The following is an 18,704-nucleotide window of genomic DNA, read 5'->3' on the forward strand; positions in this document are numbered from 1 at the left end:
AGGCGGCATGTACTACATCGATCCCGTGGTGCGCCATCTCGGTACGGCTACCGGCGCCATCGTGTTCCTCATCTCGGCCCAGTCGAAATTCCGCAACCGGGCCGCGTTCGCTGCCGCACTGGATGCCTATCGCTTGCTGCCCGGGGCAATGATTCCGGTCGCCGCTGCGGCGGTGCTGATTGCCGAAGCGCTGTTGGCCATTGGCCTGATCCGGGACGAAACCCGCGCGGCGAGCGCAACGGGTCTGCTGGTGCTCGTCGGTCTCTTCGCGGCTGCGATCGCGGTCAATCTGGTGCGCGGCAATCGCGACATCGATTGCGGATGCTGGGGATTTGTCGACAGGCCGGCCGACTCCGGCGGCGGCATTTCAGGTTGGCACATCGTGCGCGCTGCCGCGCTGGGCGTGCTGCTGGCGCCAGCGCTGTTCGACACCACCGAACGTCCCGTCTATTGGGTCGACTATCTGACCGTATTGCTCGGCGTCGCCTGCGCGCTCACCGTCTTCTTCACCTTTGATCTGCTTCTGGCCAATCGTCCGAAGCTTAGCCAATCGAGGCCGTAACCATGCTGCATGCCATCCTGATTTCCAATCTCATCCTGTGGGTCGTCGTCGCACTGCTCGGCGCCATTTGTCTGGCGCTGACACGCCAGGTCGGCGTGCTGTACGAACGCGTGATGCCGGTGGGGGCGCTCGTGATCGACAAAGGTCCCGCCGTGGGCAGCGTCGCGCCCATGTTCGAGTTGATGGACGTCGAGTCGCGTCCGGTCAAGGTCGGCGGCATCGATCCGGACGGCCAGGGAACGCTGCTCTTCTTCGTGTCGCCGACCTGTCCGGTTTGCAAGAAGCTGCTGCCATTGCTGCCTTCGCTGCAGGCTGCCGAAGGGCGCGACACGCGTTTCGTGATCGCCAGCGACGGTGATCCGGGCGAACACCGGCGCTTCTATGCGCGCGCCGGACTGGCCCCGTACCCGTACGTACTGTCGCAGGAGCTTGGCATGGCGTTCCAGATCGGCAAGTTGCCGTATGCCGTGCTGATCGACGGCGCGGGCCGCGTTCAGGCCAAGGGCCTCGTCAATTCCCGTGAGCACCTGGAGAGCCTGTTCGAAGCCCGGGCCCGTGGCGTGCCGTCGATCCAGGCGTATCTGCAACACGAGCGGCAGTCCGCCGCACAAGTTTCTTGAGGATGGGGGAGACGTGGCAATGAGATGGTTCGATGCAATGTTCGAGCATACGGTGCGCAGCGTCGCACAACGCAGTTCGCGCCGCAGCGCGCTGGCCCGCTTGGGCAAGGTGCTCGTGGGCGGGGCGCTCGTGCCGTTGCTGCCGGTCGATCGCATGGCGAATGCCGCCGAGCCGCAAGGCAAGCGCAGCAAGCTGCCCGCCGGCGTGGACGACCCGGGCAGTTGCGACTACTGGAAGCACTGCGCAATCGACGGCTGGCTGTGCAGTTGCTGTGGCGGCAGCTCGAGCAGTTGTCCGCCCGGCAGCGTGCCGTCACCCATCACATGGATCGGCACGTGCCTGAACCCGCATGACGGGCGCGACTACATCGTGTCCTACAACGACTGCTGCGGCACGACGTCATGTGGCCATTGCATGTGCAATCGCAATGAACGGGAGAAGCCGCTCTACAAGCTGTCGCTCGACAACGATATCAACTGGTGCATGGCGAGTCCCAATGCGACTTACACCTGTTCCGTGTCCGTTCTCCTCGGTGTGGCGCAGTCATGAGAGCGCTCGTTGCCTTCGCAAGCTCGCTGGCGGCCGGCGTATGGCTGTTAGGCGTGTCTTCGGCATACGCCGAGGGCAATGACGCCGGACGCGCGGTGTTTGCCGCCCGCTGCGCCGTTTGCCACCAGGCGGGCGGCCGCGGTATGGATGGGCTCGCGCCGCCGCTGACCGAATACCCCGCGCGCTTCGCCGGGAGTGCGCCGGGCCGCAAGCACTTGATCGAGACGTTGCTGCACGGCATGTACGGCGATATTTCGGTCAACGGGAAGCACTACAACTTCCGCATGCCGGCGTTCAACAGCCTTGGCGATGAGGAGATCGCCAATGTGCTGAATTACCTGGCGATCGACTTGCCGGCCGGGGCAAGCGGCCCGCGCGCGGCGCCGGTGGGGGCGCAGGAGGTTGCCGCACTGCGCGGCGTCACGCTCGACGGTGACGCCGTGCGCCGGCAGCGCGCCGAACTGCTGCACAGCCTCGGGGTAGGGACGCCATGAAAGCTCACCATCGTCGCTTGCTGGCTGTGGCGTTGGCGCTAGGCGTCGCCGCGCCGGCCGCATTCGGACAGGCCGTCGACGCAGCGCGGGCGAGCCGGAACTACGTGCTGAACTGCATGGGATGCCACGGTGCGAACAGCGCCGGCGTCCCGGGCAAGATTCCGCCGATGCAGCATGCGCTCGGCTATTTCATGTACCTGCCGGCAGGCCGCGAGTTCGCCGTGCGTGTACCGGGATCGTCCAATTCGTCGCTCGACGATGCCCAGTTGGCCGAAGTGTTGAATTGGCTTCTGCAGACATTCAACCGTGACGAATTGCCGCCGGACTTCAAACCGTACACGGCGCAGGAGGTATCGCGTCTGCGCAGACCCGCATATGGCGACGTGAAAACGCAGCGCAGCCAGGTGATCGAGCAACTTCATGCCCATGGCGTCACCAAGATTCAATGACATCGAGTGATTCGAGACTTCAGGAGACAAACATGCACCATCGGAGCGAACCGCTTTTTTCCGCGATGACGGCGGCCTTTCTGGACAGGTCCAAGCGAAATTTCATTGGCGGACAGTGGTTGTCTGCGCAGGACGGAAGCACGATTGGCGTTGTCGATCCGGCCACGGGCCAGACGATTGCACGCGTGCCCGATTCAGGGAGTGCCGAGATCGATCTCGCCGTGCAGGCCGCCCGCCGCGCCTTCGAGCACCCGTCGTGGCGGCGCGCAAAGTCGTCCGAGCGTGAGCGGTTGCTGCTCAAGCTCGCCGATCTGGTGGAGCAGCACGGGCGCGAATTGGCGGAGATCGAAGCGCTCGACAATGGCAAGCCGGTCGAGGTAGCGCATGCGGTCGATGTCGGCATGTGCGTGAGCGGTTTGCGCTACATGGCGGGATGGGCGACGAAGATCGAAGGCAGCACGCTGGATCCGGGGCTGCCGTATATGCCGCCCGAGGGCGAGTTCTTTGCCTTCACGCGCAAACAGCCGGTCGGCGTGGTAGGCGCCATCATTCCGTGGAATTTTCCGTTAATGATGGCCATCTGGAAGATCGCCCCGGCATTGGCGACCGGCTGTACGGTGGTGCTCAAGCCCGCGGAGGATACGCCGCTGTCGGCGTTGCGGCTCGCCGAACTGATCGAGATGGCGGGCTATCCCGCCGGCGTGGTGAACGTGGTGACCGGCTACGGCCACAAAGCCGGTGCGGCGTTGGCCGCGCACCCCGGCATCGACAAGGTGGCGTTTACCGGCTCGACCGAAGTCGGCAAACGCGTGGGTCACGCGGCCCTCGACAACATGACGCGCATGTCGCTCGAACTCGGGGGCAAGTCGCCGGTAATCGTCCTGGAGGATGTCGATGTCAGCCGTGCGGCGGCGGGGGCGGCGAACGCGATTTTCTTCAATCAGGGGCAGGTTTGCTCTGCGGGCTCGCGCCTCTTTATCCATGAGCGCGTGTTCGATCGCGTGGTGGAAGGGGTGGCGAACATTGCCAGCCAGATGAAGCTTGGCCCGGGCCTCGATTCGAGCACGCAACTCGGCCCGCTGATCTCGGGCAAGCAGGCGGATCGCGTGTGCCGGTATATCGAATCCGGGGTGGAAGAGGGGGCGCGCGTGCTGACGGGGGGCGGTCGTGCGGACCGGCCAGGGTTTTTCGTGGCGCCGACGGTGTTGGTCGATACGTCCGACAGCATGCGCGTGGTGCGCGAGGAGATCTTCGGACCTGTGCTTGTCGCGATGCCGTTCTCCGACGTTGACGAGGTCGCTCGCCGCGCCAATGACACGCCGTATGGACTCGGTGCGAGCATCTGGTCGAACGACCTTCGCGCCGTACATCGGCTGATCCCGCGCATCCAGGCCGGCACTGTCTGGGTCAACTGCCACTCGCTGATCGACAATGCACTGCCATTTGGCGGCTTCAAGCAGTCGGGCATCGGCCGCGAACTTGGCCGTGCGGCGATCGATCTCTACACTGAGTCGCAATCGGTGCTGATCGATTTGTCGTAATGCGCGCCAGTCGGTTGAGCTGATGCGCGAGCGGCGTCGATGAACGCCTCGGCCGCTGGCGACAGCGGCCGCTCGCGCGCCGACACCAGCACCACGCGCTGCGGCGAGAACTGGCCGGCCAATGGCTTGCAGACGATCCGGCGGCCGTCGTAGGCGACGTCGCGCGCCGGTCGGGTGACCAGGATCGACACGCCGCAGCCGTTGGCGACGAGTGCGCGCGCCATTTCGAGCGAGCCGGTGCGGTAGGCAACGGTTGGGTGCACCCCGGCGATGCCGAAGATCGACAGGAAATATTCCCGGCTGTGCGGCAGGTCGATCAGCACGAACGGCTCGTCGGCGAGATCGGCGGCGCCCAGTGTGTCGTGTTTCGCCAGGCGGTGGTTGGCCGGCAACAGCACGTAGGGCGCGTGCTCGGCGATGGGCGTGAGGCGCACGGGGCGGTCGAGGCCCAGATCGTACATCAGCGCCAAATCGAGCGTGCCGCGCTCCACGCCGGCAACCAGCGTCTCCGTGTCGCCCTCGTGAAGACGCACGATCACATCGGGATGCCGTTTCGAGACCGCGCGCAGGATGGCGGGAAACATCAGCGGGCCAAGCGTCGAGAAGCAGCCGACCGACAGCTCGCCCGTGATGCGTGCACCGTCGTCGCTCGCCAGCCTTGCCGCCTCGCCGAGTACGCGTTGCGCCTGCGCCAGCCGCCGCCGGCCGGCCGCGGTCAACTCGATGCCTTGCGCATGGATGCGCAGGAACAGCGCTTCGCCCCATTGCGCCTCGAGTTCAGCAATCGCATGCGAGATCGACGGCTGCGAGACGTTCTCGGCCCGCGCCGCGCGCGCGGTGCTGCCGTGACGCGCCGCCGCCACGAAATAGGCCAGTTGCCGCAAGGTGAAGTGAATCATTTTTATTGATTCAAAGGATATAAAGACAATATTTTTAATAATACAACGACGCCGCCATGATAAGGACATGCGCGGGCATCGGGTCCGCGGCACCCCCCCACCGGAGACACGCGTGAGCCCATTCCTGAATTCAACACCGGCTTTGCCGGCGAAGGACCTGCCGCTCGCCGGCGTACGCGTGCTCGATTTCACGCGTGTGTTGGCCGGCCCGTTCTGCACGGCGCTGCTCGCCGACCTTGGCGCAGACGTGATCAAGATCGAGCCGCCGCAGGGCGACGACTATCGCGCCGTCGCACCGATGCGCGACGGCCATGGCGCGCTGTTCTCGGTCGTCAACCGCAACAAGCAGAGCGCCGTGCTCGACTTGAAGCAGGCCGAGGGCGTGGCGCTCGCACGTGAGCTGGCGAGTCACGCCGACATCGTCATCGAAAACTTCCGGCCCGGCGTGGCCGACAAGCTCGGTATCGGCTACGCCGCGCTGTCGGCCGTCAACGAACGCCTGATCTACGTCAGCGTGTCGGGCTTTGGCCAGAGCGGCCCGGCCGCACACCGGCCGGCATATGACATCGTGATCCAGGCGATGAGCGGCCTGATGGCGGCGACAGGTTCGCCCGATGGCCCGCCGACGCTGATCGGCGAGGCGGTATCCGATGTCGTGGCGGGCCTGTTCGCGTCGTGGGGCGCGCTGGTCGCGCTGTTCGCGCGCGAGCGCCATGGCCGCGGCACGCATGTCGACGTTTCGATGCTCGACAGCACGCTGGCGTTCGCCGCGACCTCTGTCTCGCGCCACCTGTTCACAGGCGCGGTGCCGGCGCGTGTCGGCAACCGGCATCCGCTGTCGGCGCCGTTCGGCGTGTTTCGTGCCCGAGACGGGCATTTCGTGCTTGCCGTGCTCAACAACAAATTGTTCGCAGCGCTCGCTGCGGCCATCGACCGCCCGGACCTGTGCCACGACCCGCGCAACGCCTGCGACGAAACGCGTGCGGCCAACGAGGCGGCGCTGCGCGAGGCGATCGAGGCCTGGTCGATGGCGCGCGACGTCGCCGACGTCGAGCGCGCGCTCGAAGCCGCCGCCGTGCCGGTCGCGCCGATCTGGAATATTGCGCAGGCCCTGGCATGTGAACAAAGCCAGGCGCGCGGCGTGCTGACCGAGGTCGCGCATCCGGCACTGCCGGGGCTGCGCCTGCCGTCGCAGCCGCTCAAGTTCTCGGCGTTCGAGGGCAACGTCGTGAAGCCCGCACCGGCCTTGGGTGAGCATACCGACGCGGTGCTGCAGCGCGTGCTCGGCCTGTCGATGGCGCGCGTGGCCGAGTTACGCGCGGCCGGTGCGTTCGGCGCGGTGTGATGCCGCTGCCACTTGCCTCCGTTTTGCGCATTCCCGAACTTCATTTCCCTGCGAGAGACAGATCATGACAACACGACTCGGCGTGAGCCCGGACGATCAGGCGCTGGCCGACGCCATCGCGCGTTTTGCCGAACAGGAACTGGCGCCGCATGCGCACGCCGTCGACGAGGAGGAGATTTCGACGGCGCGTTATGTGCCGCAACTGGCCGAGATGGGGGTGATGGGCCTTAACCTGCCGGAGCGATGGGGCGGGCCCGGTGCGTCGCCGACCGGGCTGATTCTCGCCTTGGCCGAGATCGCGCGGGCGTGTGCGTCGACGGCTTCGATGATCGGCGCGCATTACCTCGCGACCGATTCCGTGCTGATCGGCGGCGACGACGCGCAGCGTGAACGTTACCTGCCCGATGCGGCGGCCGGGCGCAAGCTCGGCGCGTTCGCGCTGACCGAGCCGCGCGCGGGCTCGAACCCCGCCGACATGGGCGCGCGCGCCGAGCCCATCGGCGAGCGCTATCGCCTGACCGGCGTCAAGCATTTCATCTCGAACGCGGGCGATGCTGATTTCATCGTTGTCTACGCGAAGACCGATCCGTCGGCCGGGCATCGCGGCATCAGCGCATTTATCGTCGACGCCGATACGCCGGGCGTGACGATTTCGCCGCCGGAGAAGCTGATGGGGATTCGCGGCGGCCATGCGTTCGAGGTGGCCTTCGATTGCGAGATCGATGCGCGCCAGCGGCTCGGTGCGCAAGGTAGCGGCTTTCGTACGGCGATGAAGGTGCTCGACAACAGCCGTATCGATGTCGCGGCGAACAGTATCGGGATCGCCGAGGCGGCCATGGCCGCCGCCCTGTCATGGGCCGGTGAGCGCCAGGTCGGCGGCGCGTCGCTGGCGGACAAGCAGGGTATCCAGTGGCTGCTTGCCGACATGAAGGTCCGCCTCGAAGCGGCATGGCTGCTCACCTTGCAGGCAGCAGCAGTGCGCGCCGCCGGCGGACGGCTCACGCAATCGGCGTCCATTGCCAAGCTCTATGCGTCGGAAGCGGCGGGCTTCATCACCGACGCAGCGCTGCAGATTCATGGCGGCTACGGCTTCACGCGCGAGATGCCGCTCGAACGCTGGGTGCGCGATGCGCGCATCATGCGCATTTATGAAGGTTCGTCGGAAATCCAGCGGACAGTCATCGCGCGTACGATGTTGGCGCCGTGAGTCGTTTGGCGTTCAACGTTTGGCATGCAGCGCAAAGGTACGCGCAAAGGTACGCGCAATTCGCGCCACCTTTGCACGCGCTTCGGCGCTCACTTCGACCTGGCGACGCCCCAATCAAGATAGGCGCGCAACAGTTCGCGCAATACCGGCGTCACGCGTGCCGCGGCCGCCTCGTCATAGGCATACGGGCGCGCTTCTTCCATATACGCGCATTGCGTCATTTCCAACTGCACGGCGTGAATGTTTTCCGCCGGCTTGCCATACGCGCGCGTGATGTAGCCGCCCTTGAAGCGGCCGTTGAGCACGGCGCTGTAGCCGTCGTGCCGCGCAGCGATATCGCGCAGCGTCTCGCCGATGCCGGCTCCGCAAGCCGCACCGTCGGCCGTGCCGAGGTTAAGGTCGGGCAGGCGGCCGTCGAACAGGCGCGGGATCACGGAGCGGATCGAATGCGCTTCCCACAACAGCGCCACGCCATGCTCGGCCCTCAGCCGTTCGAGTTCACCCTGCAGCGCTGAGTGGTAGGGCTGCCAGTACACCGCGAGACGGGCGGCACGCTCGGCGTCGTCGGGCTGTGCGCCGGCGGCATATAGCGGCGTGCCCTCGAATGTGTCCACAGGGCAAAGCCCTGTCGTGCTGCGGCCCGGGTACAGGTTCTCGTCGTTCGGCGGCCGATTCAGGTCGATGACGTAGCGCGAGTTCGCCGGCACCAGGATCGACGCGCCGAGCTCGGCCGCGAATGCATACAGGCGCGGCAAATGCCAGTCGGTGTCGTCGAGATGCGCGGCGATCGGCGCCATCCGGCGGGCGATCTCGGCGGGCAGTTGCGTGCCCGCATGCGGAATCGATATGAGCAGCGGCGCGGTGCCGCGGTGCAGCGTGTAAGTCGGTTGTGACAGTTCAGTCATGGTGCCTCGTTTATTGCATGTGTCATGCGGTTGCTCGGGCAGGTTGACAACGCACGTCATGCCATCAGCATTGCGAGCGCGTCGCGATACGCCGCGCGCGCCGCAGCTTCGTCCGCGTGGCGGCGCTCGCTCACGACCTGGCGGCCGCCGACGAACACGTCGCGCACCGGCGATTCGCCGTGCTGGCAGAACACATAGCCCGCGAGCGTTTGCGTATCGGGCCGGCCGCCGATATCGGGATGCTCGGCGTCGAGCACGACGAAGTCGGCGCGTTGCCCCGGGGCGAGCCCGGCGATATTGCGTCCGGCCGCGGCCGCGCCGCCGTCGACGGCGCCAAGGTAGAGCCCGTCGGCGATCGCGGACGTGCGTGGATTCGTCAGCACGTTGCGCCGTTGGTCGTGAAGCCGCTGGGTGTATTCGAACCAGCGCAGTTCCTCGGCGGCCGAGATTGTCACGTGGCTGTCGGATCCGATGCCCCAGCGTCCGCCTGCGCGCAAGTACGCGGTGCCGTCGAAGATGCCGTCGCCGAGATTGCCCTCGGTGCTCGGGCAGATGCCGGCGATTGCACGCGATGCGGCAAGCGCCTCGGTCTCGGCGCGCGTCATGTGCGTGGCGTGGACGAGGCACCAGCGCGCGTCGACCGGCTGTGTATCGAGCAACAGCGCGACCGGCGTCGTGCCGTGCACGGCGATGCAGTCGTCGACTTCGCGGCGCTGCTCGGCAATGTGGATATGGATCGGTGCGTCGGGCGAGATCACGCTCAAGCCTTCAGAGAGACGCGTGAGCGAGTCGTGCGAGACGGCACGCAACGAGTGCGGCGCAACGCCGTAGCGCCGGTTGCCGTTCTCCGGATGCTGCGCGCGCAGGCGCGCGACGAGATCGAGCAGGCCTTCGGGCGTATTGAGAAAGCGCGCCTGACCCGGCAGTGGCGGTTGCTCGCCAAAGCCGCTGTATTGATACAGTACCGGCAACAGCGTCACGCCAATGCCGGCCGATTCGCCCGCGGCCGCAATGCGCGCTGCGAGTTCGGCGGGGTTGGCATAGGGCTTGCCGTCGGGCGCGTGATGCACATAGTGGAATTCGCACACCGAAGTGTAGCCGGCCTTGAGCATCTCGATATAGAGATGGCGCGCGATCGCCTCCTGGCCTTCGGGCGTGATGCGGCCTGCGAACTGGTACATCAGGGTGCGCCAGCTCCAGAAGCTGTCGTCGGGGCGGCCGACGTATTCGGTCCGGCCGGCCATTGCGCGCTGGAACGCGTGCGAATGCAGGTTGGGCATGCCGGGCAGCAGTGGGCCGTGCGCGCGCGGATGGCTGCCCGGGTCCGGGCAGCCCGCTTCAACGCTCGTCAGCGTGCCGGCGTCATCCCAGTGCAGCAGGACATCGCGGTGCCAACCGTCGGGCAACAGCGCCTGAGCGGCGAACAGGGTACGAGGCGGGGTATGAAGCGGGGTAGTGCGCGCGTTCATGCGTTTTCCTTTTCGGCCGTGCGCACGATCTCGCCGTGGCGCACGACACAATGGCAGGGGTTGCCGCCGAACCGGTAGACGAGTTCGGCGAGGGTGTCGACGGACCAGGCCACGAAGTCGGCCGGACGGCCGACGGCGATTTCGCCGTGTGAGTCGGCCAGGCCGAGTGCTCGCGCGCCGTGGCGCGTGACCCCGGCGAGCGTCTCGGCCACCGTCATGCGGAACAGTGTCGCGGCCATGTTGAGCATGAGCAGCAGCGACGTGGTCGGCGAGGTGCCGGGATTGGCATCGGTGGCCAGTGCGATCGGCACGTCGAATCGGCGCAGCAGGTCGAGCGGCGGCAGCTTCGTCTCGCGAATGAAATAGAACGCGCCGGGAAGCAGCACGGCCACCGTGCCGGCGGCCTTCATCGCCGCCACGCCCGCCTCGTCCAGATATTCGAGATGATCGGCCGACAGCGCCCGGTAGCGTGCGGCCAACTGCGTGCCACCGAGGTTCGACAATTGCTCCGCATGCACCTTGACCGGCAGGCCGGCCCGCGACGCGGCGGCGAACACGCGCTCGCTCTGTGCGAGCGAGAAGCCGATGTTCTCGCAGAAGACATCGACGGCGTCGACGAGGCCTTCGGCGGCCAGCGCCGGCAGCATCTCGTCGGTGACCAGCGCAATGTATTCGTCGGCGCGGCCCGCGTATTCGGGCGGCAGGGCATGCGCGCCAAGAAATGTCGTCTTGACGGTGACCGGATAGGCTTGTCCGAGCCGTCGCGCCACGCGCAGCATCTTGCGTTCGGTCGCAAGGTCCAGGCCGTACCCCGACTTGATTTCAATCGCAGTCACGCCTTCGGCGAGCAGGTCCTCGAGCCGGCGTGCGGCCTGCGTGAACAGCGTATCTTCGTCGGCCGCGCGCGTGGCGCGTACGGTCGACACGATGCCGCCGCCGCGGCGCGCGATTTCCTCATAGCTCGCGCCAGCCAGGCGCAGCGCGAACTCATCGGCGCGCTGGCCGCCGTGTACGAGATGGGTGTGGCAGTCGACGAGGCCGGGCGTCACCCAGCGTCCGCCGAGGTCATGCGATTCTGCATTGGCGAACTCGGGCGGCAGCGTGCCGGCCGGGCCGAACCAGGCGATGCGGCCCTCGCGCACGGCAAGCGCGGCGTTGTCGATCACATGTGCCGGATCGGCGCACGGGGAAAGCCGAACGTTGCGCCAGACGCGCGTGGACAGGGAAGTCGTCATGAAGTGTCCTTGATTGTCGTGGCCCTCGGGCTCAGCGCGGGCACGCACGTACGTGTGCAACGAGCAGGGCAGGGGCGTCCCCGGCCTGTGCCGCCGGCACGAGTTGCGCTGCCGCGCATGGGGCCGCGCCGTCGGGCTCGATGCGCACGGTGTCGCCGGGGCCGAGCCGGCTGGCCGGGGATATCGCCTCGCCGGCGAGCAACCACTCGCCCTGCAGCACGTGGCACAGCACGGCGAGCGTGTCGTCCTCGACGACGAGCGTCGTCGTCTCGCGATGGATTTCGACCGCGCCGCGCGCATGGGCACGCCGCACCATCAGGTTGAAGTCGCGTGTCGCGCCGCCCGTGAGCGTCGCCTCGATCGGCGTTTCGCCGGGAAAGACATGCGGGGCAAAGCGTGTCGTCAGGCGGTGCGACGTGCCGTCGGCACCCGCGAGCACCATCCCGTCGCCATCGAGCAGCACGATCACGCGGTCGATGCCCGGGAAGGTCGAAAACGGCCCGGATGCGCTCACGTCGGCGACGCTTGCGCGCCAGACAAAGTTGTCCAGGCTCGCGCGAGGCGGCGCCACGGCGAGTTCGCGCGTGACCCCGCCGCCGTTCTTCCATGGGCTGGCAATCAGCTCGCCAGCGCGTTTTACTGTGATTTGCATGATGGTCAGTCCGTAATGAAGGGCAGCTTCAGGCCTTTCTCGCGCGCGCAGTCGATCGCGATCGGGTAGCCGGCGTCGGCATGACGCATCACGCCCGTGCCCGGATCGTTGGTCAGCACGCGTTGCAGGCGCCGGTCAGCAGCTTCGGTGCCGTCAGCGACGATCACCACGCCCGCGTGCTGCGAGAAACCCATGCCGACGCCGCCACCGTGGTGCAGGCTGACCCAGGTCGCGCCGCTTGCGGTATTGAGCAGGGCGTTCAGGAGCGGCCAGTCGGACACGGCGTCCGAGCCATCCCGCATCGCTTCCGTTTCGCGGTTCGGGCTCGCCACCGAGCCGGAATCGAGGTGATCGCGGCCGATCACGATCGGCGCTTTCAGTTCGCCCTTGGCGACCATGTCGTTGAACGCGCGGCCCAGGCGGGCGCGGTCGCCGAGCCCGACCCAGCAGATCCGCGCGGGCAGGCCCTGGAACGCAATGCGGTCCCGTGCCATGTCGAGCCAGTTGTGCAGGTGCGGATTGTCGGGGATCAGTTCCTTGACCTTTGCGTCGGTCTTGTAGATATCCTCCGGATCGCCGGACAGGGCGGCCCAGCGGAACGGCCCGATGCCCTGGCAGAACAGCGGGCGGATGTAGGCGGGCACGAAACCCGGGAAGTCGAACGCGCGCTCGACGCCGGTCTCGAAGGCCATCTGGCGGATATTGTTGCCGTAGTCGAAGGTCGGCACGCCCTGCGTCTGAAAGGCCAGCATCGCACGCACCTGTTCGGCCATCGACGCCTTGGCGGCGGCCACCACGCCCTGCGGATCGCTCTGGCGGCGCTCGGCGGCCTGCGCCATGGTCCAGCCGGCCGGCAGGTAGCCGTTCAGCGGATCGTGGGCGCTGGTCTGGTCGGTCACCATGTCGGGGCGAACCCCGCGCCCCAGCAGTTCGGGGAAGACTTCGGCGGCATTGCCGAGCAGGCCGATCGAAATGGCCTGGCCGGCCGCCCTGGCTTGCGCGAGCATCGCCAGCGCTTCGTCCAGCGTCTTGGCCTTGCGGTCGATGTAGCGGGTCCGCAGGCGGAAGTCGATGCGCGTCTCGTCGCACTCGACGGCGATCATCGACGCCCCGGCCATGGTTGCCGCCAGCGGCTGTGCGCCGCCCATGCCGCCGAGGCCGCCGGTCAGGACCCAGCGGCCCTTGAGGTCGCCGCCGTAATGCTGGCGGCCTGCCTCGACGAAGGTCTCGTAGGTGCCCTGCACGATGCCCTGGCTGCCGATGTAGATCCACGAGCCTGCTGTCATCTGGCCGTACATCATCAGTCCGTCGCGGTCGAGTTTGTTGAAGTGCTCCCAGTTGGCCCAATGCGGCACCAGGTTCGAGTTGGCGATCAGCACGCGCGGTGCGTCGGCATGCGTCCGGAACACGCCGACTGGCTTGCCGGACTGCACGAGCAGCGTTTCATCGGCTTCGAGCGTCTTGAGTACTTCGACGATCTTGTCGAAACATTGCCAGTCGCGCGCGGCACGGCCGATGCCGCCGTAGACGATCAATTCTTCCGGTTTTTCCGCGACGTCCGGATCGAGGTTGTTCATCAGCATGCGCAGCGGCGCTTCGGTCAGCCAGCTCTTGGCCGACAGCGCGGTGCCGCGCGCAGCACGGATCGTACGCGAGGTATCGATGCGGCGGTCGAGCCTCCGGGGTGCGTTCATGGCAGGTCTCCAGGTATCGAATGCGGGGATTGCGTGATCTCAGCCGCGCAGGCTCGGCAGAACGGCGGCCAGCGTGGCCGGCGCCTGGACGCTCAATGCCCAGTCCTGTGCGGCGGCGATGTCCGGCGCGAAGTAGCGGTCGCGCTCATAGAATGCGACCCGTTTGCGGATGCCCGCATGGACCGCCTCGATCGCGTCGGTCGAACGCAGCGGGCGGTGGAAATCGACCCCCTGCGCAGCGGCCAGCGCCTCGATGCCCACGATCGTCGCGGTGTTGGCCACCATGTCGCCCAAGCGGCGTGCGGCATGCGTCGCCATCGATACGTGATCCTCCTGGTTGGCCGAGGTCGGCAGGCTGTCGACCGAAGCCGGATGGGCCAGGCACTTGTTCTCCGAGGCCAGCGCCGCGCCCGTGACCTGCGCGATCATGAAGCCCGAGTTGATGCCGCCGTCCTTCACGAGGAACGGGGGCAGGCCCGACAGGTTGCTGTCGAGCAGCAGCGCGAGGCGGCGCTCGGAGATCGCGCCGATCTCGGCGATGGCAATGGCCAGGGCATCTGCCACGAAAGCCACCGGTTCGGCGTGGAAATTGCCGCCCGACAGCACGTCGCCTTCGTCGGGGAACACGAGCGGGTTGTCCGACGCGGCGTTGGCTTCGATCTCCAGCACGCGCGCGACGTGGCGGATCTGGTCCAGGCATGCGCCCATCACCTGCGGCTGGCAGCGGATCGAATACGGGTCCTGCACGCGCCCGCAGGTACGGTGCGAGTGGAGGATGCCGCTGCCTTCGAGCAAGCCCTGGTAGACGGCGGCGACGTCGATCTGGCCCGCCTGGCCGCGTGCGGCGTGAATGCGCGCATCGAACGGCGCGATCGAACCCTTGATCGCTTCTACCGACAAGGCGCCGGCCAGCACGCCGGCGGCAAACACGTCCTCGGCGCCGAACAGCCCCACCAGCGCCAGGGCGGTCGAGACCTGCGTACCGTTGAGCAGCGCGAGGCCTTCCTTCGGGCCAAGTTCGAGCGGCTGCAGGCCGGCGTGCTCGAGCCCTTGCAAGGCCGTCATGCGCTTGCCGCCGACGGTGACGTCGCCGACGCCGATCAGCGTCGCGCTCATGTGCGCCAAGGGCGCCAGGTCACCGGAGGCGCCGACCGAGCCCTTGCACGGAATGCACGGATAGACGCCGATATTGATCAGCTTGAGCAGTGCGTCGATCACCGCGGGCCGCACGCCCGAGTGTCCGCGCGCGAGGCTGATTGCCTTGAGCGCCATGACGAGGCGCACGGTGGCGTCAGGCAGGGGCTCGCCGATGCCGACGCTGTGCGACAGCACGAGATTGCGTTGCAGCTCGGCCAGGCGGTCCGCCGGGATCACCGTCTGCGCCATCTTGCCGAAGCCCGTGTTGATGCCGTAGACGACGGCGTCACGCGAGATCACATCGGTCACAACGGCTTGCGCGCGCTTCACGCCGTCCAGCGCGGCCGGGTCGATCGCGATCGGGTTGCTGCCGCGTGCGATGCGGCGAAGTTGCGCGAGGCTGACGGCACCGGGCGTCAGTGTGATGGTGTCTCCGGAGGTAGTCATGAAATCCTCGTGATATGGCGGGTGACATTGGGGGACGGCGGGCTTCAGCTATGTTGCTGCGCGTCGGCCGGCTGGAAACGGCATCCCAGGCGGTAGCGCGAGCCTGGGTGAATAAAGCGGGCGAAGGTCACGGGCACGCCGCTTGACCACGTACGGCGCGTCAGCGACAGGCAGGCCTCGGCGCCGATCTCCAGCGTCTTTGCCTGTTCGGGCGTTGGCAGCACGGCATCGACGACATGCTCGATCTCATGCGCCGGCACGGTGGCGAGCAGGTATTTCGACGGCAGGTTCTGCGCAAAATCCTGATCGATGAACGCGGGGGCGGCCTTCGGGTTGACGAATCGGTCCTCGAGCTGCACGGGCAGTCCGTTCTCGCGATGCAGCACGACAACATGGAACACCGACGCGAGTGCCGTCAGGCCGAGCGCCGCAGCCACTTCGCCGGGCGCCGGTTCGCGTCGCTGCAGCAGTATCTCGTGGCTGTATTCGTGGCCGCGAGCTCTCACCTCGTCGTTGATCTGCGCGATCATCAGAAGCGTCGATTGCGGCTTGCTTTCGGCCACAAACGTACCGACGCCCGACAGGCGCACGAGCGTGCCCTGTTCGGTCAATTCGCGCAGTGCGCGGTTGACGGTCATGCGCGAGACACCAAGCGTGTCGACCAGATTGTTTTCCGACGGAATGCGGTCGCCCGGTTTCCACTCGCCGCGGCGCACGCGGTCCTGGATCAATTGCTTGATCTGCTTGTACAAGGCTGCCGGTGCGTTGGCTTCCGAATTCGCGGATTGGGACAGGTTTCTCATCGTGGTCACATGCTCGGGTTGACGATGGCTTCAGGCCGCACGGGACGCCTGGCCCACGCGGGCGACGTCGGCGAGCGCTGTGAGGAACAGGTCGTTGTCGATGCGGCTGCCCACCGAGACACGCAGGCACTGTGTGTAGCCCGCTTCGCGCCAGGCCTTGACGATCACGCCATGGCCCAGCAGGCGCTCGGCCAACGCAGTGGCGTCCTCGTGCGCATCGAAGAACAGGAAGTTGCCGGCAGACGGCGCCGGGACATAGCGGATCGCCTGCAAGTGGCTGCGCATGCGCTCGCGTTCGGCAACGACGTGCGCGACACTGCGCGCAAGGTGATCGGTATCGTCGAGCGCGGCCAGCGCCGCGACCTGGGCCAGGCGGTTGACGTTGAACGGCGTACGCACACGATTGAGCACATCGACCACGGCAGGGCTCGACGCCACGCCATAGCCAATGCGAAGGCCCGCGAGGGCGTAGGCCTTCGAGAAGGTGCGCAGCACCAGCCACGGACAGCGCACATCGCGCAACAGCGCGAAGCAGTCGGCGTAGCCGGGGTCGGCGGCGGCGTATTCGTAATACGCCTCGTCCCAGACGAGCAGCGTTTCGGGGCCGATCGCGGCAAACAGGCGCATCATGTCGGCCGGCGCAATCGTTACGCCGACCGGGTTCGACGGGTTGCTGATCAGCACCATACGCGTGTTCGGCGTGAGCGCGGCGATGATGCTGTCGACATCGATCGAGAAATCGTCGCGCATCTTGACCGCGCGCACGGTCGCGCCGACCGAGACCGGGTAGAGGATATGCAGGCCGAACGATGGCACGATCGTGACCACTTCCGCGCCGGGGGCGAGCAGCGCATGGGCCGCGATCGCGATCAGGTCCTCCGAGCCGTTGCCGAACACGAGGCGCTCGGGCGCGCAATCGAGGTGCGTGGCCAAGGCATCGCGCAACTGTGTGCACGAAGGATCGGGATACAGCGCGACGCTTGCCGCGCTCGCTTGCAGCGCTCGCGCGACGGCCTCGCTCGGGCCCAGCGGATTCTCGTTGCTGCCGAGCTTGGCCACGCGTGCAACGCCGTACTTCGCCTGCACATACTCGGTGGACAGGCCGGCGTTGTATGGCGGCAGGCCGAGTACCTCAGGTCGCACGTGTTCGATCAGGGCAGCGGCGCTCATGCGATGTTTTCCTCGCTTTGCGGTTTGCGGGTCCAGAACGCGTTCCGGTCGAAGTAGTTCTGCAGGAACTGCTGCAAGCGCGGGTTCTCCGGATCATGAAAGATCTGCTCAGGGGCGCCCTTCGCGGCGATGCTGCCCTTGTCGAGGAACACGACGGTGTCGGCGACCTGGGCGGCGAAGCCCATCTCATGCGTGACGACGGCCATCGTCATGCCTTCGGCGGCGAGGGCCTTCATCACTTGCAGCACTTCTCCGACGAGTTCGGGGTCGAGCGCCGAGGTTGGCTCGTCGAACAGCATGATGTGCGGCTCCATGGCCAGTGCGCGGGCGATCGCAACGCGCTGCTGCTGACCGCCCGACAGGCGTGCCGGATGCGAGTCGGCCTTCGGACCCATGCCGACCTTTTCGAGCATCGCCATTGCCCGGGCGCGCGCCTGTTCGCGCGGCATGCGGCGCACGCGCAGCAGGGCTTCCATGACGTTGCCGAGCGCGGTCATGTGAGGCCACAGGTTGAACTGCTGGAACACCATGCCGATATTGCGCCGCACGCGATTGATCTCGCTTTGCGGCGCGCGTACGCGGTTGGCGGCGCGGCTGTCGGTGTAGCCGAGCAATTCGCCTTCAATCAGCACTTCGCCGGTGGTGTATTCCTCCAGGAAAGCGAGGCAGCGCAACAGCGTGCTCTTGCCGGACCCGGACGGGCCGATGATGCAGACGACTTCCGATTTTTTCACGTCGAGCGAGACGTCCTTCAACACCTCGATGCTACCGAAGTGCTTGCCGACGTTGCGCACCTGGATCAGCGGTTTCGTTTGGCTGAGGGGCTTCTTGGGATCGTTCATGGCGCGGATTTGGGAGGGTTAGCGCATCAGGAAGCGGCCAACGCGCGATTCGGCCCACTGGCCGGCGCGCGAGGTCAGCTCGACCAGGGCGAGGTAGCAGACGCACAGCATGAGCAGCGTCTCGACGAAAGCGAACGTAGCCGAGCCGATACCGGTCAGCACGAAGGTCAGTTCAGGGACGGTGACGATCGACAACACGGCCGTTTCCTTCGACAACACAATGATCATGTTGACGAGCGCGGGCAGGATGATCACGAGCATCTGCGGCGCCTGTACGCGCACGACGCTTTGCCACCGCGTGAGCCCGAGGCATTCGGCCGCCTCCAGATGGCCGCGCGGCACCGATTCAAAACCGGACCGGAACACTTCGGCAAAGTACGCGCTGCCGTAGATGCCCAGGCCGATGATGCCGGCGGGCATCGGATCGAGTTCGAGACCGAACGACGGGCCGCCGTAATAGAGCAGGAACAACTGCACGAGGAACGGCGTGCCGCGGATCAGTTCGATGTAGGCACGCAGCACGGCGCGCACGATCGGGCCGAAGAACACTTGCAGCACGGCGATCAGGAAGCCGATGGCGATGCCGATGACCACGCCCGCGACCCAGGAGGTGAGCGTCACGCCGAAGCCGGAGAGCAGCTCGGCGAGGTGGCTGGTGATGACGGTAGGATCGAATTTCATCG

Annotated in this window: 19 protein-coding genes; 8 read left to right on the forward strand and 11 right to left on the reverse strand. The window is 66.7% G+C overall.

Translation table 11 applies throughout. The annotated features are described in order from the left end of the window. Window positions 1–7: 7 nt before the first annotated feature. From PTE30175_RS01575 to PTE30175_RS01600, 6 genes are read left to right on the forward strand one after another with little or no spacing between them, the layout of a single operon-like run. Window positions 8–562 carry a MauE/DoxX family redox-associated membrane protein gene (locus PTE30175_RS01575; RefSeq protein ID WP_150695282.1) on the forward strand — a complete coding sequence of 185 codons (555 nt, stop codon included), beginning with the start codon at window positions 8–10 and terminating at the stop codon, window positions 560–562. A 2-nt stretch (window positions 563–564) separates the two neighbouring features. Further along, on the forward strand, window positions 565–1,182 hold the full coding sequence (gene mauD / locus PTE30175_RS01580) for a methylamine dehydrogenase accessory protein MauD (protein ID WP_150695283.1): 618 nt from the start codon (window positions 565–567) through the stop codon (window positions 1,180–1,182). Window positions 1,183–1,201: 19 nt separating this feature from the next. Beyond that, window positions 1,202–1,732 (forward strand): methylamine dehydrogenase light chain, encoded by a 531-nt coding sequence (locus PTE30175_RS01585; protein ID WP_150695284.1) that lies wholly within the window; start codon window positions 1,202–1,204, stop codon window positions 1,730–1,732. Then, window positions 1,729–2,226: a c-type cytochrome gene (locus PTE30175_RS01590; RefSeq protein ID WP_150695285.1), complete on the forward strand. Its 498-nt coding sequence runs from the start codon at window positions 1,729–1,731 to the stop codon at window positions 2,224–2,226. The genes PTE30175_RS01585 and PTE30175_RS01590 overlap by 4 nt, the downstream gene beginning before the upstream one ends. Next, a complete protein-coding gene (locus PTE30175_RS01595) occupies window positions 2,223–2,675 on the forward strand; it encodes a c-type cytochrome (RefSeq protein ID WP_150695286.1) in 453 nt (150 codons plus the stop codon). The genes PTE30175_RS01590 and PTE30175_RS01595 overlap by 4 nt, the downstream gene beginning before the upstream one ends. A 32-nt stretch (window positions 2,676–2,707) precedes the next feature. Further along, window positions 2,708–4,216 carry an aldehyde dehydrogenase family protein gene (locus PTE30175_RS01600; protein ID WP_150695287.1) on the forward strand — a complete coding sequence of 503 codons (1,509 nt, stop codon included), beginning with the start codon at window positions 2,708–2,710 and terminating at the stop codon, window positions 4,214–4,216. On the opposite strand, the gene PTE30175_RS01605 is transcribed toward PTE30175_RS01600, so the two are convergent. Further along, on the reverse strand, window positions 4,177–5,115 hold the full coding sequence (locus PTE30175_RS01605) for a LysR family transcriptional regulator (RefSeq protein ID WP_150695288.1): 939 nt from the start codon (window positions 5,113–5,115) through the stop codon (window positions 4,177–4,179). The two genes, PTE30175_RS01600 and PTE30175_RS01605, sit on opposite strands and share 40 nt — an antisense overlap. Window positions 5,116–5,257: 142 nt before the next feature. Between PTE30175_RS01605 and PTE30175_RS01610 the strand changes: the two genes are divergently transcribed. Both PTE30175_RS01610 and PTE30175_RS01615 read left to right on the forward strand, forming a co-directional pair. Then, window positions 5,258–6,460: a CaiB/BaiF CoA transferase family protein gene (locus tag PTE30175_RS01610; RefSeq protein ID WP_224788554.1), complete on the forward strand. Its 1,203-nt coding sequence runs from the start codon at window positions 5,258–5,260 to the stop codon at window positions 6,458–6,460. A gap of 64 nt (window positions 6,461–6,524) precedes the next feature. Further along, the gene (locus tag PTE30175_RS01615; RefSeq protein ID WP_150695290.1) at window positions 6,525–7,667 is read left to right on the forward strand and encodes an acyl-CoA dehydrogenase family protein; all 1,143 of its coding nucleotides are present in this window, start codon (window positions 6,525–6,527) and stop codon (window positions 7,665–7,667) included. An 89-nt stretch (window positions 7,668–7,756) separates the two neighbouring features. On the opposite strand, the gene hutG is transcribed toward PTE30175_RS01615, so the two are convergent. From hutG to PTE30175_RS01665, 10 genes are read right to left on the reverse strand one after another with little or no spacing between them, the layout of a single operon-like run. Continuing rightward, complete coding sequence (gene hutG, locus PTE30175_RS01620) at window positions 7,757–8,572, reverse strand: N-formylglutamate deformylase (protein WP_150695291.1); 816 nt, start codon at window positions 8,570–8,572, stop codon at window positions 7,757–7,759. A gap of 56 nt (window positions 8,573–8,628) precedes the next feature. After that, the gene (locus PTE30175_RS01625) at window positions 8,629–10,041 is read right to left on the reverse strand and encodes a formimidoylglutamate deiminase (protein WP_150695292.1); all 1,413 of its coding nucleotides are present in this window, start codon (window positions 10,039–10,041) and stop codon (window positions 8,629–8,631) included. Continuing rightward, complete coding sequence (gene hutI, locus PTE30175_RS01630; RefSeq protein WP_420819595.1) at window positions 10,038–11,276, reverse strand: imidazolonepropionase; 1,239 nt, start codon at window positions 11,274–11,276, stop codon at window positions 10,038–10,040. Before hutI ends, PTE30175_RS01625 begins: the two co-directional genes overlap by 4 nt. A 31-nt stretch (window positions 11,277–11,307) precedes the next feature. Beyond that, window positions 11,308–11,928, reverse strand: coding sequence for a HutD/Ves family protein (locus PTE30175_RS01635; RefSeq protein ID WP_150695293.1), 621 nt, complete (start codon window positions 11,926–11,928; stop codon window positions 11,308–11,310). A 5-nt stretch (window positions 11,929–11,933) separates the two neighbouring features. Then, window positions 11,934–13,622, reverse strand: coding sequence for a urocanate hydratase (gene hutU / locus PTE30175_RS01640; protein WP_150695294.1), 1,689 nt, complete (start codon window positions 13,620–13,622; stop codon window positions 11,934–11,936). Window positions 13,623–13,661: 39 nt separating this feature from the next. Then, window positions 13,662–15,206 carry a histidine ammonia-lyase gene (gene hutH, locus PTE30175_RS01645; RefSeq protein WP_150695295.1) on the reverse strand — a complete coding sequence of 515 codons (1,545 nt, stop codon included), beginning with the start codon at window positions 15,204–15,206 and terminating at the stop codon, window positions 13,662–13,664. A 44-nt stretch (window positions 15,207–15,250) separates the two neighbouring features. Then, window positions 15,251–16,009 (reverse strand): histidine utilization repressor, encoded by a 759-nt coding sequence (hutC, locus tag PTE30175_RS01650; protein ID WP_150695296.1) that lies wholly within the window; start codon window positions 16,007–16,009, stop codon window positions 15,251–15,253. 30 nt (window positions 16,010–16,039) lie between these two features. After that, complete coding sequence (gene hisC / locus PTE30175_RS01655) at window positions 16,040–17,179, reverse strand: histidinol-phosphate transaminase (protein ID WP_150695297.1); 1,140 nt, start codon at window positions 17,177–17,179, stop codon at window positions 16,040–16,042. After that, complete coding sequence (locus tag PTE30175_RS01660) at window positions 17,176–18,021, reverse strand: amino acid ABC transporter ATP-binding protein (protein WP_150695298.1); 846 nt, start codon at window positions 18,019–18,021, stop codon at window positions 17,176–17,178. Before PTE30175_RS01660 ends, hisC begins: the two co-directional genes overlap by 4 nt. Window positions 18,022–18,039: 18 nt before the next feature. After that, a complete protein-coding gene (locus PTE30175_RS01665; protein ID WP_150695299.1) occupies window positions 18,040–18,702 on the reverse strand; it encodes an amino acid ABC transporter permease in 663 nt (220 codons plus the stop codon). Window positions 18,703–18,704 lie beyond the last annotated feature (2 nt).

The sequence above is a fragment of the Pandoraea terrae genome (genome assembly GCF_902459695.1).
Lineage (GTDB): Bacteria > Pseudomonadota > Gammaproteobacteria > Burkholderiales > Burkholderiaceae > Pandoraea > Pandoraea terrae.